Origin of the sequence: Geobacillus subterraneus (assembly GCF_001618685.1) — a bacterium.
Taxonomy (GTDB): Bacteria; Bacillota; Bacilli; order Bacillales; family Anoxybacillaceae; genus Geobacillus; species Geobacillus subterraneus.
Map to the genome: position 1 here is coordinate 3,280,682 of NZ_CP014342.1, position 16,725 is coordinate 3,297,406.

The 16,725-nt window shown below is 52.6% G+C and carries 14 protein-coding genes; 9 read left to right on the forward strand and 5 right to left on the reverse strand.

Features of this window, described 5'->3' with window-relative positions; translation table 11 throughout:
• Positions 1-34 precede the first annotated feature (34 nt).
• The 5 genes from GS3922_RS16005 to GS3922_RS16025 form a co-directional block, all read right to left on the reverse strand.
• Entirely contained in the window at positions 35-925 is an 891-nt protein-coding gene (locus GS3922_RS16005; protein ID WP_063167130.1) for a carbon-nitrogen hydrolase family protein, read from the reverse strand.
• Between the two features lie 343 nt (positions 926-1,268).
• On the reverse strand, positions 1,269-2,084 hold the full coding sequence (gene pdxK, locus GS3922_RS16010) for a pyridoxine/pyridoxal/pyridoxamine kinase (RefSeq protein WP_063167131.1): 816 nt from the start codon (positions 2,082-2,084) through the stop codon (positions 1,269-1,271).
• 45 nt (positions 2,085-2,129) lie between these two features.
• Positions 2,130-2,729: a Uma2 family endonuclease gene (locus GS3922_RS16015; RefSeq protein WP_063167439.1), complete on the reverse strand. Its 600-nt coding sequence runs from the start codon at positions 2,727-2,729 to the stop codon at positions 2,130-2,132.
• Between the two features lie 213 nt (positions 2,730-2,942).
• Complete coding sequence (gene ald / locus GS3922_RS16020) at positions 2,943-4,076, reverse strand: alanine dehydrogenase (protein WP_063167132.1); 1,134 nt, start codon at positions 4,074-4,076, stop codon at positions 2,943-2,945.
• 116 nt (positions 4,077-4,192) lie between these two features.
• Positions 4,193-5,428, reverse strand: coding sequence for a PucR family transcriptional regulator (locus tag GS3922_RS16025; protein ID WP_063167133.1), 1,236 nt, complete (start codon positions 5,426-5,428; stop codon positions 4,193-4,195).
• 439 nt (positions 5,429-5,867) lie between these two features.
• On the opposite strand from GS3922_RS16025, the gene GS3922_RS16030 reads away from it, so the two are divergent.
• The 9 genes from GS3922_RS16030 (at position 5,868) to GS3922_RS16075 (ending at position 16,085) form a co-directional block, all read left to right on the forward strand.
• Positions 5,868-6,557 carry a GntR family transcriptional regulator gene (locus tag GS3922_RS16030; RefSeq protein ID WP_063167134.1) on the forward strand — a complete coding sequence of 230 codons (690 nt, stop codon included), beginning with the start codon at positions 5,868-5,870 and terminating at the stop codon, positions 6,555-6,557.
• Complete coding sequence (locus GS3922_RS16035; RefSeq protein WP_063167135.1) at positions 6,554-7,615, forward strand: tartrate dehydrogenase; 1,062 nt, start codon at positions 6,554-6,556, stop codon at positions 7,613-7,615. Before GS3922_RS16030 ends, GS3922_RS16035 begins: the two co-directional genes overlap by 4 nt.
• A gap of 90 nt (positions 7,616-7,705) precedes the next feature.
• On the forward strand, positions 7,706-8,200 hold the full coding sequence (locus tag GS3922_RS16040) for a PTS sugar transporter subunit IIA (protein WP_063167136.1): 495 nt from the start codon (positions 7,706-7,708) through the stop codon (positions 8,198-8,200).
• Between the two features lie 18 nt (positions 8,201-8,218).
• The gene (locus GS3922_RS16045) at positions 8,219-9,049 is read left to right on the forward strand and encodes a PRD domain-containing protein (RefSeq protein ID WP_063167137.1); all 831 of its coding nucleotides are present in this window, start codon (positions 8,219-8,221) and stop codon (positions 9,047-9,049) included.
• Positions 9,050-9,237: 188 nt separating this feature from the next.
• A complete protein-coding gene (locus tag GS3922_RS16050) occupies positions 9,238-10,611 on the forward strand; it encodes a sucrose-specific PTS transporter subunit IIBC (protein ID WP_063167138.1) in 1,374 nt (457 codons plus the stop codon).
• A 10-nt stretch (positions 10,612-10,621) separates the two neighbouring features.
• A complete protein-coding gene (locus GS3922_RS16055) occupies positions 10,622-12,073 on the forward strand; it encodes a glycoside hydrolase family 32 protein (protein WP_063167139.1) in 1,452 nt (483 codons plus the stop codon).
• A 224-nt stretch (positions 12,074-12,297) separates the two neighbouring features.
• A complete protein-coding gene (locus tag GS3922_RS16060; protein ID WP_063167140.1) occupies positions 12,298-13,494 on the forward strand; it encodes an MFS transporter in 1,197 nt (398 codons plus the stop codon).
• A gap of 83 nt (positions 13,495-13,577) precedes the next feature.
• On the forward strand, positions 13,578-14,408 hold the full coding sequence (locus GS3922_RS16065; protein WP_089135023.1) for a glycosyltransferase family 2 protein: 831 nt from the start codon (positions 13,578-13,580) through the stop codon (positions 14,406-14,408).
• A gap of 294 nt (positions 14,409-14,702) precedes the next feature.
• Positions 14,703-16,085, forward strand: a complete 1,383-nt coding sequence (locus GS3922_RS16075; protein WP_063167142.1) for a glycine--tRNA ligase — start codon at positions 14,703-14,705, stop codon at positions 16,083-16,085.
• Positions 16,086-16,725: the final 640 nt, after the last annotated feature.

Sequence of the window (16,725 nt, forward strand, 5' to 3'; positions counted from 1 at the left end):
GATCCCGGTCCGAGTGCGAGCGTCTGTCGCGGCGTCAGGCCGTCCCGTTCCAATCCGGGTACAAGTCGGTGCGGCGGTCGCGCCATGTCGTGACCGACCCTTTTTCCCGCACTTTGCGAAGAAGCGACAAGTCAAGGTCAGCGGTAATGATCATGTCGCCGTTGATCTCACCGGCAGCGAGCACGCCGCCGGGCGGGAACGGAATATCGTTTGGCGTGATGACGGCCGCCTGGCCGAAGTTGGCGCGCATAAAGTCAACCGTCGGAAGCGAGCCGACCGTGCCGGTCGTGACGACATACACTTCGTTCTCGACCGCTCGCGCGTGGCAACAATACCTCACGCGGTAAAACCCGTGCCGGTCGTCGGTGCATGACGGACAGAAGATGACGTCAGCCCCTTTGGCGCGCGCCATGCGGACGATTTCCGGGAACTCGATGTCATAGCACGTCAGCACGGCAATCGTCGCTTTGTCCGTTTCAAAGACGTGAAGCCCGTCACCCGGGGCGATGTTCCACTCGTTTACTTCCGTCGGGGTGATGTGCAGTTTGGCCTGCCGATGGACGTGTCCGTCCGGTGTAAAGAGATGGGCGGTATTATACAGTTTGCCGTCTTGGCGGATGACATGCGTGCCGCCGATCAAATACATGCCCGTATCCTTGGCGAGTGACGTAAACAGCTCTGTGTACATTTCTGTATAACTCGGCAGGTCGTCAATCGTCGCTTGCCGCCCACCCTCAAGCGGAATGGAAAGCAATTGCGTCGTGAAAAACTCCGGAAACAACACAAACTCGGCATCAAACTCTTGCGCCGTTTTCACGTAATGCGTCACTTGCGCCGCAAACTCATCAAACGAACGGACCGTATGAAGATGATATTGCACAGCCGAAACGCGCAATGGCGGAACTCTCCTTTCTGCTTCTGTCATGGCGTATCGTCTCCATTTTACCATGGGGAAGCTTGTTTGTCGCTTTCCGATTTTCGAATCGCAGCAGGCTTTGTCCCAACTATACATATGCAAGATGAAGAGTTAACCTCTCGCATCATCCTGCAACCCTAATAGCAATTGCTCCAAAGATCCGGTAGATGCCATCTGCAAACTAGGTTGCAGGGTCAGAAGTTCTGTGCAGGCAAGGACAAATGTTGGTTTTTCAATGCGCATGTATATAGTAAAAAGCATGGGGGTTTAACATGAACAGCGAGGGCGTCGATTGGACAACTTGACAGCAGGACGCTTTCCCTGCTGAAAAAAGACAAGGCCGAAGCCTTGCCTATTGTTCCCCGTAGCGGCGGTAAGCGCCGTGATGCGTCGGGCCGACGTATTCGTTTAACGGGAACGAATGGCGAATGGCAGCGGTGATGAATGCTTTAGCGGTGGCGATGGCGTCCTTAACCGGGCGGCCTTTCGCCAGTTCGGCAGCGATGGCGGCTGAGAACGTGCAGCCAGCCCCGTGCGTGTACGCCGTTTCAATTCGTTCCGATTCAAGCAGTTCGAACGTTTTGCCGTCATAGAGGACGTCGACCGCGTAGTCGTGCGGAATTTTCCGCCCGCCTTTGACAATGACATATGGCGCTCCGAACTCATGAATGCGTCCGGCCGCCTCTTTCATGTCCTCAACCGTTTCAATGCGCGTCAAACCGGACAATTGCGCCGCTTCAAACAAGTTCGGCGTCACGACCGTCGCTTTTGGCACGAGCGTTTCACGATAGCACACCGTATTTTCCGGGTGAAGCGGCTCGTCGGCCCCTTTGCATACCATCACCGGGTCGACGACCGCGTTTTTCAATCCATGTTTTTCAATGGTGCGCGCCGCCAATTCAATGATATCGGTTGTCGGAAGCATGCCTGTTTTTAAGGCATCAATCCCGACGCCGACGATGATCGTCTCCAGCTGGGCCTCGATCGTCGCCAAGTCTACCGGGAAGACTTGATGCGCCCAACGGTTGTGCGGATCCATGGCGACGATTGTCGTGATCGCCGTCATGCCGTATACGCCAAGCTCTTGGAATGTTTTCAGGTCCGCCTGCAGCCCGGCGCCGCCGCTGCTGTCCGAGCCGGCGATCGTCAATGCTTTTGGCATCGTCATCGTCATCACTCCTTTGTTCTACAAGATTATACCATGAAGCCGCCCTCAAGGACGAAATAGTTGTTCTACATCAACAGAAAAACCGTCAAGCGCGCGCGAACATGCCATGCCGGTTTCTTTCCAGACGCCGGCTTGTTCATATTGTCCATTGTCATTGAGCGAGTAGATTTGCACAACACGATGCATGGGGTTCACGATCCAGTATTCATAGACTCCGTATTGCATATACAAATTCAATTTGAACACGAGATCGTACGCCTGGTTGGAAGGGCTTAAAATCTCGATGATCAGCGTTGGGACGCCGACAAATTTTGTATCCGTTAATCCACTTCGATCACAGATCACGGTTAAATCAGGGACGACAATTTTCTTGCCTTCGATTCGTTCGTTCTTTAGTTCGATATCAAACGGGGCATGAAACACTTCACACGGCTTTCCTTCTAAAAAATGGAACAGTTGGACGTGCAGCCGTCCCGATATGCGTTGGTGCTGGGTCGAAGGGGAGGGAGACATCAACACAGCGCCATCAATGTATTCTAAAACGCGGTCGGTTGTTTCCCGCATGCGATAAAATTCTTCAAGCGATACCGCCTGTTTTCCCGGAACGTTCACGAAATCACCTTCTTTCCAGCTTTCTATTTTCATTATACACTGGCCGCTTTGCCGAACGAAAATGATTTGGCACAACGCAACGGGTGACATACTCCCGCCACCTACGTTCACTTGGAGAAATGGGGGCCTTGTCGGTTTAGGATGATAAAAAAAAGCCGCCCGCATAGGGCGGCCATTTCTGGCAGTGAATGGGCAGCGATGAACATGCGGCCGACCGCGCGCGTTGCCGGCCGCGTCAATCAGCGGTTAGTTGGCGGCCAATGTTTTGCCGAGCGCTTCACGGGCCGGGACATAGCGGTAGCCGAGGTCGCGGGCGACCGCTTCGTACGTGATCTCGCCGTTGGCGACGTTGACGCCAAGCTCGAGCGCCGGGTTGTCTGCAATGGCTTGGGTGACGCCTTTATTAGCGATTTGCAAGGCATACGGCATCGTGACGTTCGTCAAGGCGATCGTCGATGTGCGCGGAACAGCGCCCGGCATGTTGGCGACCGCATAATGGACGACACCATGTTTCACGTAGGTCGGGTCATCATGTGTCGTGACGTGGTCGCTCGTTTCGACGATGCCGCCTTGGTCGATGGCGACATCGACAATGACTGACCCCGGTTTCATTGCTTTCACCATATCCTCAGTGACTAGTTTTGGCGCCCGTGCGCCCGGGATGAGAACCGCACCGATGACAAGGTCAGCCTCGGCGACAGCTTCAGCGATGTTCATTGGGTTGGACATGAGTGTTGTAATTTGATGGCCGAAAATGTCGTCAAGCTCACGGAGACGATCAGCGTTCAAGTCGATGATCGTCACGTCCGCGCCAAGGCCGACCGCGACCTTCGCTGCATTCGTGCCGACGACCCCGCCGCCGATGATCGCGACTTTGCCGCGGGCAACGCCAGGGACGCCGCCAAGCAAAATGCCTTTGCCTCCGTACGGTTTTTCCAAAAATTGCGCCCCGATTTGCGCAGCCATCCGCCCGGCGACTTCGCTCATCGGCGTGAGCAGCGGCAACGTGCGGCCGACTTGCACCGTCTCATAAGCGATGGCGATGACGCCGCTTTCTTTTAAGGCGCGCGCCAACTCTGGCTCTGCCGCCAAATGCAAATAGGTGAACAAAATAAGACCCGGACGGAAATAGCCGTATTCACTTGGCTGCGGCTCTTTGACTTTCATGATCATATCAGCCTGCGCCCAAACGTCTTCGGCGCGTTCGATGATTCGCGCCCCGGCACGGGCGTAATCATCATCATTGAAACCGCTTCCAATCCCTGCCTCTTTCTCAATGAGTACCGTATGTCCTGCCTGAACGAACGACAATACGCCCGCGGGCGTAATGGCGACACGGTTTTCGTTATTTTTAATTTCCTTTGGCACTCCAATAATCATGAATATCGTTCCTCCTCATCAAAAGTAGCCTTACTTATAGTATAAAAGAGAAGGAACAGGCCGGGCATTGTTCAAAAAAGAGAAAGAAGCGCACGGTTTTTGTGGATTTTCACAAATTAGTTGTGCGCTTCATATTTTGCTAATTTAATATCGATATATAATTTGATTTTCTGATTCATGTCATGGAGATCGAGCTCGGCGATGTCAGCGATTCTCTTCAGCCGGTAGGCGAGCGTGTTCGGATGAACGTTGAGAGCGTCGGCAGTTTCTTGTACGTTTTCATTATGATCAAAAAATGTTTCGAACGTTTTCACTAAGTCGCTATGATGCCTTTGATCGTACATGTGCAGCTTGGCCAAAGCGGGGTTGGTCCATTCCCCTTGCCGCTTTTGTTCAAGCAGAAAATCAAAAAACTGATAAATGCCGAGCTGGGCGTAGCCGTAAACGGCCTTTATTTCGCTGCCGAATTTTTCTTTCAGCGCCAGCACAGCGAGCGCTTCGCGATAGCTTTTTTCGATCAGCCGATATGACTCGTACACGCCGCCGAATCCGCTTTGCACATCGTGAATATGAAACCGCTCCTTCATTTTTGCGGAAAATGACTCGATGAATGCGTTCAGTTCTTTTAACGGCTGGTCCGTTTTCGGCGCCGCCAGCAAAATGACGTCACGGCCGTCGGTCGTATAAAGGAGGAGCGAAAGTTGTTGGGTCGTTTGCAACAGGTAGGAAATTTGCCGTTCCATTTCAGCGGTCAAATCGGCCGCAAAACGGAAGACAACGACAGCAAACTGCGGCGCTGCCGTAATTTGCATCGCGGCAAGATGGGCGCGGATTTCGTCTTCGGTCGCGATATGGCCGGTGAGCAGTTTCCAAAACAGCTCTTGCACCCGCTCCTCTTTTTTGTTTTTGCGCATATACAGCTGCAGCACTTTGTTTTTCGCCGCTTTGGCCGCCAGCTTCAGCCATTCCATCTCCTCAGGGGAGAGCGTCCGGTTCGTTTCGAGCACCCAAATGAAGCCGATCACTTCATCGTTTTTCCAAATAGAGACGGCGACACGGCTGCCGAGGCCGACATCTTCAATGGGCGGCACGCGCACCGGCTCGCGGCTTTTCAGCAGCGCGGGGATGGCGCCTTGCTTCCATAAGCTGTTGATCACTTTTTCCGGCACGCGCCGGCTAATGATCGTCGCCGTCCGCGCCGGGTCGGTGTAATCGTCATGGGCGCTGTAGGCGATCAGCCGATGATTGGCGTCCTCGATCGTCACCGGACAGCGCAGCACATCGCTGACGCGGTCGGCAAACTCTTCAAGGCTGTCAAACTCGCCGCGGAACGGGTCAGTATACGAGGGCATATTTGCTTTCCCCCTAACGTTCGTTATTAGAGAATATAAAGATATTCGTTTTCAAGTTGTGGCTAGCAGGCATATATGACTAGACATTGTTTTACCAACTATATAACGGTTTCATCATAACTTATGCATCGTCAGCTGTAAATCAGCACGTATGGGTATATTTTGAGATGACTGAACATGTTGCTGTTTAAACGAGGGCAAGCGCCTAAGGTTTGTAGCAGCTTCCCACTTTCCTTGCGCCATATCTGTGAAATGGTGAGGCAATGTATTATGTTTTGTTTCGGGGTGAGGGAACTGTCTATCCTGCACGGGAATTCAATGTTTCAAAATATTATATAACTTCATAATATGCTAAATTTTCATTGACAGAAAGAAGATATGTCAAATAAAATGGACTTAAAGTATATCTGTCGACAGTCGACAAAGTAGGTGAAGGCAAATGAGTCAAGCTCAACCGGACCGATCCGCTCCCTTTTACGAGCAAATTTATCATTTGCTGCGCAAGAAAATTCTTCAAGGAGAATTCAAACCCGGACAACGTATTTACGAAGCAAAGCTGGCCAGAGAATTAAATGTAAGTAGAAGTCCGGTGCGTGAGGCTGTAAGGGCGCTTGAAAAAGAGGGATTACTCCAAATTGATCATAAATCGCGGATCACCGTATACGAACCGACGATGAGGAATGTGGAGGAGATTTATCAATGCCGCATGTCCCTTGAATCGTTGGCTGTTAAACTGGCTTGTGAACGGCTGTCTGCCTCTCAATTGGACGAGATTGAAGAAGTGCTCCGCCAAACAGAACAAAGCATTATAATCGGTGACCTTGAATCCGTGATTGCATTCAATGTCCAGTTTCACGATTTTATTGTTTTGTTCAGTGGTAATAGCGAGCTAGGCAAGTTGTTAGGAGGACTTAGGTCGCTAACGTACTATTATCGGACGCTGAACGTGTACGGGCCAGGGAGGGCAAACCAAATTTTAGAGGAACACAAGCAAATTTTTTCTAAAATGAAAGAACGAAAAGCGGATGAAGCGGCAGAAACAATGAAAGTGCATATTCAACATGACTTGCTTCACTTAAAGAACCTGTTAACAAAGGAAAGCCAACAAGCAAGGGGGAAGAAGCCTTGAAAAAGTGGGAAATCGCCGTCATTCCAGGCGACGGCATCGGCAAGGAAGTCGTGCCAGCAGCGCTTGACGTGCTGCAGGCGGTCGCCGATGTGCATGGGGGAATAGCGTTTTCGTTCATCGAATTTTCGTGGAGCTGCGACTACTATGTTGAACACGGCCAAATGATGCCGGATGACGGGTTATCGACTTTGCGAAATTTTGATGCGATTTTTCTCGGAGCGGTCGGCAATCCGAAGCTTGTCCCTGATCATATTTCATTATGGGGATTGCTGTTAAAAATCCGCCGCGAATTTGAACAAGTGATCAACATTCGTCCGGCAAAATATTTCCGCGGCTTATCCTCGCCGCTGGCCGAGCCGCGCGACTTTGATTTCATCGTCGTCCGCGAAAACAGCGAAGGGGAATATAGCGAAGTCGGCGGGCGCATCCATCGTGGAGACGATGAAATCGCCATCCAAAATGCCGTGTTTACCCGTAAAGGAACGGAGCGGGCGATGCGTTACGCGTTTGAACTGGCCCGAAAGCGGAAAGGGCATGTGACGAGCGCGACGAAATCGAATGGCATTTTCCATACGATGCCGTTTTGGGACGAAGTGTTCGCCGACGTCAAGCGCGACTACCCGGATGTCGCGACCGCGTCGTACCATATTGACGCGTTAGCCGCCTTTTTCGTCACAAGGCCGCATACGTTTGACGTCGTTGTCGCGAGCAACTTGTTCGGGGACATTTTGACTGACCTTGGCGGCGCCATTATGGGCAGCATCGGCATCGCCCCGGCGGCGAACATTAACGTCAACGGCAACTATCCATCGATGTTTGAGCCGGTACACGGCTCGGCGCCGGACATTTACGGCAAAGGCATCGCCAATCCGATCGGACAAATTTGGACGGCGAAACTCATGCTTGACCATTTCGGTGAAGAAGAGCTCGGCGCTCTGTTGTTAAGAGTAGTGGAGGACGTCACCGCTGATGGTGTCAAAACGCCGGATCTTGGCGGCACGGCGGCGACGAAGGAAGTGGCCGCGGAAATTTGCCGGCGCTTGCGTGAGCACGCTTGATCGATCGGGGAGCGAGCGGCGCGGTTTGCAGTTTTCTTCCATTCGGGTATACTTGTTGTCGGAAGAACTGAAAAGAAAGGATGACACACCTTGTTCAAAAAATGGTTTGGCAAACAACCACCGAAGGAAGAAACGATCGTTGCGCCGCTGAGTGGAACAATCGTGCCGCTTGAGGACGTGCCTGACCCGGTGTTTGCACAAAAAATGATGGGCGACGGCATCGCCATTGACCCGACGGACGGGGACGTCGTCGCTCCGGTGGATGGCGAAATCATTCAGCTCTTTCCGACGAAACACGCCATTGGCTTGCGCTCGGAAGCAGGGGTTGAGCTGCTGATTCACGTTGGCATCGACACCGTATCGATGAACGGGGAAGGATTTACCGCCTATGTGAAGGCCGGCGACCGGGTGAAGCGGGGCGAGCGGCTCCTTTCTGTTGATTTGTCTCTCGTCCGCGACAAGGCCAAAAGCGCGGTGACGCCGATCATCATTACGAACGGCGACGCCCTTGCCTACCTCGAGAAAAAAGCCGAAGCCTCGGCGACCAAAGGGGAGACGATCCTGTTGCATGTCCAAACGAAATGAGAGCGGCAGGGGGAGCATATGGCGTTTCGGATCCATAGGATTTTAAACAATAACGCCGCTGTCGTGATCGACGAGGGCAAGGAGAAAATCGTGATGGGTCCGGGGATTGCGTTTCAAAAACGGAAAAATGACCTTATCTCTCCGGACCGTATTGAAAAAATTTTCGTCATGGAAGAAGAAAATGAAAGGTTCCAGCAGTTGCTTCGCACGCTGCCAGAGGAACATATCGATATTGCCGAAGAAATTATCAGCTATGCGGAAGGAAAGCTGCAAGCGCCGCTGAGCGACCATATCCATATCGCACTGACCGACCATTTGTCATTTGCCATTGAGCGGCTAAAGCAAGGCTACCGCATTCAAAACAAATTGCTTGGTGAAATTAAGGTGTTATATAAAGCGGAGTATGACATCGGGTTATGGGCGAAACAGCTGATCAAAGAGCGGCTCGGCATCGAGGTCCCTGATGATGAAGCCGCCCATATCGCCTTGCATATCCATACCGCGAAAATGGACGCCGCCAGCATGAACAAAACGCTGCGGGAGACGACGCTTATTCATGAACTCGTTGATCTCATCCAAACAGAGCTCGGCATATCGATCGATGAGGAAAGCATTTCGTACCAACGGCTGCTCACCCATTTGCGGTTTGCCTTAAGCCGCATTGAAAACGGGGAGTCGATTCATTCGATGGATGAGGAGATGCTTGCGCTCATTCAGACGAAATATGCGAGCGAGTGGGCGTGTGCGCAAAAAGCGGCGGAATATGCGGAAAAAGAATATGGCATTCGCTTTCCGGAAGAGGAACTCGCCTATATTGCGCTGCATATTCAACGGTTGAGAAAGCGTTGACAAAAACAGCGGGTTGTCTTATAATGCAAAACAGACAACGAAATATTGTGGGATTGTAACTGCTTCGAGCAGGCAAGACCTAAAACGTATGAAGGGGACGGCAGACGGATCATGCCGTCAGATCATCCTTTGTATGTTTTAGGTCTTTTTTGTTTTTTATCATCATCAAGAAGGAGAGGAGTTCACCAATGAACTACGAACACATTGCCAGACAGCTCATCCCGCTCCTTGGTGGGAAAGAAAACATCATTAGCGCGACCCATTGCGCGACACGGCTTCGGCTTGTTTTAAAAGATGATCAAAAGGCTGATGCAAAGGCCATTGAAAACGTCGAAGGAGTAAAAGGAGCGTTTTCCAGCTCCGGACAGTTTCAAATTATTTTTGGCACCGGTGTGGTCAATAAAGTGTACGAGGCGTTCGCCCGGGAAGCAGGAGTGCCGCAGGGCGGTGCCGATGTGCATCAAGAAGCCATCAAGCGAAAAATGAATCCGCTCGCCCGCTTTGCGAAAACGTTGTCGAACATTTTCGTACCAATCATCCCGGCGATCGTCGCGAGCGGTCTGCTTATGGGATTGCTCGGGATGATGAAAGCATTCAAGTGGGTGGCGGCGGACAGCGCCCTGTATATTTTGCTTGATATGTTCTCCAGTGCAGCGTTTATCATTTTGCCGATTTTAATCGGCTTCAGCGCGGCGAAAGAATTTGGCGGCACACCGTTTTTAGGGGCGGTCATCGGCGGGATTATGACCCACCCGGCGCTATTGAACCCGTGGGGACTGGCGGAAGCGAAGCCGAATTATATGGAATTTCTCGGCTTTGATATTGCCATGGTCGGGTATCAAGGGACAGTGGTACCGATTTTGCTGGCGACGTATGTAATGAGCAAAATTGAGCGCGGATTGCGCAAAGTTGTTCCCGATGCCGTCAGCTTGCTTGTTGTTCCGTTTATGACCGTCATTTTGACCGGGTTTATTACGATGTTAGCCATCGGTCCGCTCGGCAATTTGCTTGGTGACGGCATTACAACCGTGTTGAACTTTGTTTACCATTATGGTGGCGCGTTAGCCGGCCTGATCTTCGGTGGGTTGTACTCGATGATCGTTATTACTGGCGTGCACCATAGCTTCCATGCGATTGAAGCGAACTTGTTGGCGAAGCTTGGCGTCAACTATTTGTTGCCGATTTGGTCGATGGCCAACGTCGCTCAAGGCGGGGCTGGTTTAGCTGTTTTCGTCAAATCGAAGCGGGCAAAAACGAAAGAAATTGCACTGCCAGCGGCCTTATCCGCGTTTTTAGGCATTACCGAGCCAGTCATTTTCGGTGTGAACTTAAAATACCGGAAGCCGTTTATCGCCGCAGCCATTGGCGGCGCGCTCGGCGGGGCGTACGTTGTGTTTATGAACGTGGTGGCGAACGCTTACGGGCTGACCGGCATCCCGATGATCGCCATCGTCGCGCCGCAAGGGCTCACGAACGTCATGCACTATTTAATCGGTTTTGCCATTGCGGTTGTTTCGGCGTTTGTGGCGACACTGCTTCTGAAATTCCGCGAAGAAGAGTGAGGGGCGCGCGATGAAATCCGAACGTGAACAGCAGCTCATGGAACAGGCCTATGCCGAAATCGACAAGTATCAAGATCTCGTCAATCGCGACCGGTATCGGCTTCGCTACCATCTCATGCCTCCGGTCGGGCTGCTGAACGACCCGAACGGGCTGATCGACTGGAACGGAACGTATCATGTCTTTTATCAGTGGATGCCGTTTCGCACTGGCCATGGGGCAAAGTTCTGGGGACATTACACGTCCCCAGACTTGGTTCATTGGCAATCAGCACCGATCGCCCTAGCGCCAAGCGAATGGTATGATAAAAACGGATGCTACTCCGGAAGTGCCGTTGATCATGAAGGAAAGCTTGTGTTGTTTTACACCGGCAATGTGAAAGATGAACAAGGAAACCGCCAGACATACCAATGCATGGCTGTATCCGAGGATGGGCTCCATTTTACAAAAAAAGGGATCGTCATCACCCTCCCGGACGGCTACACTGCCCATTTCCGCGATCCGAAAGTATGGCGAAAAGATGACCAATGGTATATGATTGTCGGGGCGCAAAGCGAAAGCGGCGATGGAAAAGCAGTGCTGTTTCGTTCCACTGATCTTTTCCAATGGGAGCACCTTGGCCCGATTGCTGGCGGAAATTCGAACTGGCTCGGACCGTTCGGTTATATGTGGGAATGCCCAGATGTATTTCCGTTGGACGGCCAGGACGTGCTCATCGTCTGCCCGCAAGGATTAAAACCGGATGGGATGCGCTATCAAAATGTCTACCAGTCAGGCTATTTTGTCGGCCACCTCGATTACGAACGAACGGAATTTCTCCATGGGCCGTTTGAGGAGCTTGACCGCGGTTTTGAATTTTACGCCCCGCAAACGATGCTCGACCGGCATGGACGGCGCATTCTCATTGGCTGGATGGGTGTGCCCGACCAAGACGAAGACCGACAGCCGACCGTGCGCCATCGCTGGGTGCATGCCCTTACCTTGCCGCGTGAACTCCGCCTCGTCGACGGCAAGCTGAGACAGACGCCGGTCAAGGAACTGAAACAGTTGCGCAAACAAAAAGTCGCTTATCGAAACGTCGCTATTGTGAATGAACTGCGGTCATGGCCAGGGATCGAGGGAGACGCCATCGAGCTTCGCCTTGACAATATCGAACTGTTCGGGAGCATGCTGGAAATCCATCTGCGCCATGCCGCCCGTCTCGTTTACAATGGCGATGAAGGCGTGTTGACACTTGAACGGAAAAGCTTCGTGAACGGGCTGACGGAAAAGCGGCAATGCCGTCTGCCGCGCCTTCGTTCGCTTCACCTTTTCCTTGATACGTCATCGCTCGAACTGTTCGTCAATGACGGCGAAGAAACATTCACCGCCCGGTTTTTCCCGCATCCGGATGACCGAACGATTCTGTTCGGAACCCACGGACATCTTCATATGGATATCGAGAAATGGGATTTGTTAAGATGAACTTGCAGTAAACAGGCTGCCAAACAAGCGCTGGTCGTTTGGCGGCTTTTTTATCATTTCGGGTCAAGAAGCGCCATTCCCAGCGAGGGCGTAGGGGAGAGATCGTTTCCGTGTGGCGGTTCGTTTTGTGAGAGAATGAGCAATATATGATTGAATTTGCCCCTTTCCCCTTCTATAATGAATATAGATCGTGTCTTGACACTAATAATGACAGGGGGATACACATGAATCAACCGATGATTTCCCAGCGCAAGCTGTTAGGCATCGCCGGCCTTGGCTGGCTGTTTGACGCGATGGATGTCGGCATGTTGTCGTTTTTGATGGCCGCCTTGCAAAAAGACTGGAACTTGACAGCCGAACAAGTCGGCTGGATCGGCAGCGTCAACTCGATCGGCATGGCCGTTGGGGCGCTCGTGTTTGGGTTGCTCGCCGACCGGATCGGCCGGAAAAACGTTTTTATTGTCACATTGTTATTATTCTCGATCGGCAGCGGGCTGTCGGCGCTGACGACGACGTTGGCGGCGTTTTTGGCGCTTCGCTTTTTGATCGGCATGGGGCTTGGCGGCGAGCTGCCGGTTGCGTCAACGCTCGTCTCAGAAGCGGTGCCAGCTAAGGATCGCGGCCGGGCTGTCGTGCTGCTTGAAAGCTTTTGGGCCGGCGGCTGGCTGCTGGCGGCGCTCATTTCCTATTTTGTCATTCCGGCTTACGGCTGGCGGACGGCGTTATGGCTGTCGGCTTTGCCGGCGCTGTACGCCATTTACTTACGCCTCCGGCTGCCCGACTCGCCACGGTTTATGGCAACGAAAAAAGAGGGAACGGTATGGGACAATATCGCCAACGTATGGTCGGCGCCGTACCGGAAGGAAACGACGATGCTTTGGATCCTTTGGTTTTGTGTCGTTTTCTCGTATTACGGCATGTTTTTATGGCTGCCAAGCGTCATGGTTATGAAAGGGTTCAGCTTAATTAAAAGCTTTGAATACGTGCTTGTGATGACGCTCGCCCAGCTGCCCGGCTATTTCAGCGCCGCATGGCTGATCGAGCGGGCCGGGCGGAAGTTCGTCTTGATCACATATCTGCTTGGCACAGCGGCAAGCGCCTACTTTTTCGGCACGGCCGAGTCGCTTGCGGGGTTGATGGCGGCGGGCATTTTCTTGTCATTTTTCAACCTCGGTGCTTGGGGAGCGCTGTATGCGTACACGCCGGAGCAATACCCGACGTCGATTCGTGCGACCGGAGCGGGCATGGCGGCGGCGTTTGGCCGTATCGGTGGCATCTTCGGCCCGCTGTTCGTTGGCTCGCTTGTCGCCAAAGGGGTGTCCGTGACAGCGATTTTCACCCTGTTCTGCCTGTCTGTCCTTGTCGCCGTCCTCTCGGTCACTGTTCTTGGTAAAGAGACGAAGCAACAGGAACTCGCCTAAGTTGACAAACGGAAACAGGGGCTATACCTTAAGGGTAAGCCCCTTTTGGTTTGGGAAAAATGGGAGAGGCGGTGGATCGTCCGTTGTGTCCGTCTGTATCCGTTGTCATTCCGACATACAATCGACCATATCCGCTTGCCGAGCTGCTTGAAGCGTTAAGCCGGCAGACGTATCGTTCACTTGAAGTGATCGTTGTGAACGACGGCGGCGAGCCGATCGATGATGTCGTCGTCTTGTATCCGGAGCTGGACATCCACGTCATTGACCGCCGCGACAACGAAGGACATGTCGCGGCCCGCAACGCAGGCGTCCAAGCGGCGCGCGGCGAACTCATCATGCTTTGCGACGACGATGATCTAGTGTTGCCGTGCCATCTCGAGCGGATGGTCGCGGCGCTCGAGCATGCGGACTTCGCCTATGCCGATGCAGAAATTGTCCAATATCGGGTCGAAAACGATCAGCGCATCCCGTTCGCTCGTTTCTTATTTGCCTATGAGTACGATTTGGAAGCCATGCGGACGTTCTCAACATATGTTCCGTCCGGGAGCGTGTATCGCAAGTCGCTCCATGACGAAATCGGCAGCTTTGACCCGTCTATCCACAACTATTGGGATTGGGACTTCTTTTTGCGTGCCGCCTCTGCTTGCCGCGTCGCCCGTGTCGCGGCGGCGACCGTGTTGTACGCGTTCAGCGCGGACGGCGACAACATGTCGCGACAGCTCGACGACAGGCGGCGCCGATATTTGCGACGGCTTTGCGAGAAACATGGGCTCGGCGATTTGCCGATGAAAAACTTTTGGCTTTTGCTTGATGAGCCGCAAGTCGCGCGCCGCCGCGCCGAAAGTGAAGTCATCTGGGACGGAAAGCCCATCGTGTCGCGATTTTGGGCGCAAAAAAAGGGAGGCAACTATTGACAGAGGATTTGCAGGTTTGCTATGATAGTGAACAAAATCGTATAGCGAATCGCGATGACGGATCAATAGTAGTTAACCCTCTCTTCCAAAGCGAGCCGGGGGCGGTGGAAGCCCGGCGAAGACGGTTAATGAAACGGCAGTCCGGAGCGGAAATGGAAAAAGGGGATGCGCTGTTTGCGCATCAACTAGGGTGGAACCGCGGGAGCTACGCTCTCGTCCCTAGGCGTCATGCCTAGGGGCGAGGGCGTTTTTGATTTGTTGGCACCACACACATATTTGGAGGAGGATGACGACATGGCTGCAACCATGGAAGAAATCGTAGCCCACGCAAAACATCGCGGCTTCGTGTTTCCAGGGTCGGAAATTTACGGCGGGCTGGCGAATACGTGGGATTACGGCCCGCTCGGCGTCGAGCTGAAAAACAACATTAAACGGGCGTGGTGGAAAAAGTTCGTCCAAGAATCGCTGTACAACGTCGGTTTGGACGCCGCCATTTTAATGAACCCGAGAACGTGGGAAGCGTCTGGCCACTTAGGCAACTTCAACGATCCGATGGTCGACTGCAAACAGTGCAAAGCGCGCCATCGCGCCGACAAATTGATTGAGCAGGCACTTGAGGAAAAAGGGATCGAGATGATTGTTGACGGCTTGCCGCTAGCGAAAATGGATGAGCTGATCCGCGAGCATGGCATCGCCTGTCCCGAATGCGGCAGCCGCGACTTTACGAACGTGCGCCAATTCAACTTAATGTTCAAAACGTACCAAGGCGTCACCGAGTCGAGCGCCAACGAAATTTATTTGCGCCCGGAGACGGCGCAAGGCATTTTCGTCAACTTTAAAAACGTCCAGCGCACGATGCGCAAAAAATTGCCGTTTGGCATCGCGCAAATCGGCAAAAGCTTCCGCAACGAGATCACGCCAGGGAATTTTACGTTCCGCACGCGCGAGTTCGAACAAATGGAGCTCGAATTTTTCTGCAAACCGGGCGAAGAGCTGAAATGGTTCGACTACTGGAAGCAATTTTGCAAAGAATGGCTGTTGTCGCTCGGCATGAACGAAGAACATATCCGCCTGCGTGACCATACGAAAGAAGAGTTGTCCCACTACAGTAACGCCACGACCGATATCGAGTATCAGTTCCCGTTCGGCTGGGGCGAGCTGTGGGGCATCGCGTCGCGCACTGACTACGACTTAAGGCGGCATATGGAATACTCCGGAGAGGATTTCCATTATCTCGACCAAGAAACGAACGAACGCTACGTGCCGTACTGCATTGAGCCGTCGCTTGGCGCCGACCGCGTCACGCTGGCGTTTATGATCGATGCCTATGACGAGGAAGAACTGGAAGACGGAACGACCCGGACGGTGATGCATTTGCATCCGGCGCTCGCGCCGTACAAGGCGGCCGTCTTGCCGCTGTCGAAAAAGCTTGGCGACGGCGCGCGCCGCATTTATGAGGAACTCGCGAAACATTTCATGGTTGACTACGACGAAACCGGCTCGATCGGCAAGAGGTATCGCCGCCAAGACGAAATCGGCACGCCGTTTTGCATTACGTACGATTTTGAGTCCGAACAAGACGGCCAAGTCACCGTCCGCGACCGCGATACGATGGAACAAGTGCGGCTGCCGATTGGAGAGCTCAAAGCCTTTTTGGAGGAAAAAATCGCTTTTTGATGACGGGAACGGAGGCTGTCTCAAAAGATCGTGAAACCGAGCTTTCGCAGACAGCCTCTTTTTTTGATCCTTCACCCCTCTGAGTTTGACGGTTTGAGGTCATCTAAAAGAGCCAAAATGCTTTGCTCGCAAAGATTTCACATGCGGATCCTAGAGAGGCGATGATCTCGTACAAAATCCTGCTATTCCATCTGTGTCTCAGTTAGAAAAGCCTGGTGAAATCGGCCTTCTTTTTTGGCGAAATGCCGTTGATTTGCTCATGGCAGTCATTTTTCATCGGCCTTCTAGGAGGCCGGTGATTGACTCGCACAACCGCTTCTGGGAATCAGTTCTCAAGTAGAGAAAACTTGTTGCATCAGCCTCTATGTTCACGCGTTCCATCATCGATCAAGGCAAACAACGGTTTTTCACCAACCTTCTAGAGTAAAAACCCAAAATTGTGCATAAGAGTACGTAACGGTACATGCAGTAAATAGCGATGAAACACATAGGTTAAGTCCAAATTATTGTGTAAATTCCCCTTTGATAGACAACATGGATCTGATAACTTGACGTACGGTAGGTAAGACCGGCAAGTCTCCCTGCCGATCGCCTTCCCGGACAAATGATCATGTTGTCAAGGAACAGGCGTGTCAGGGAG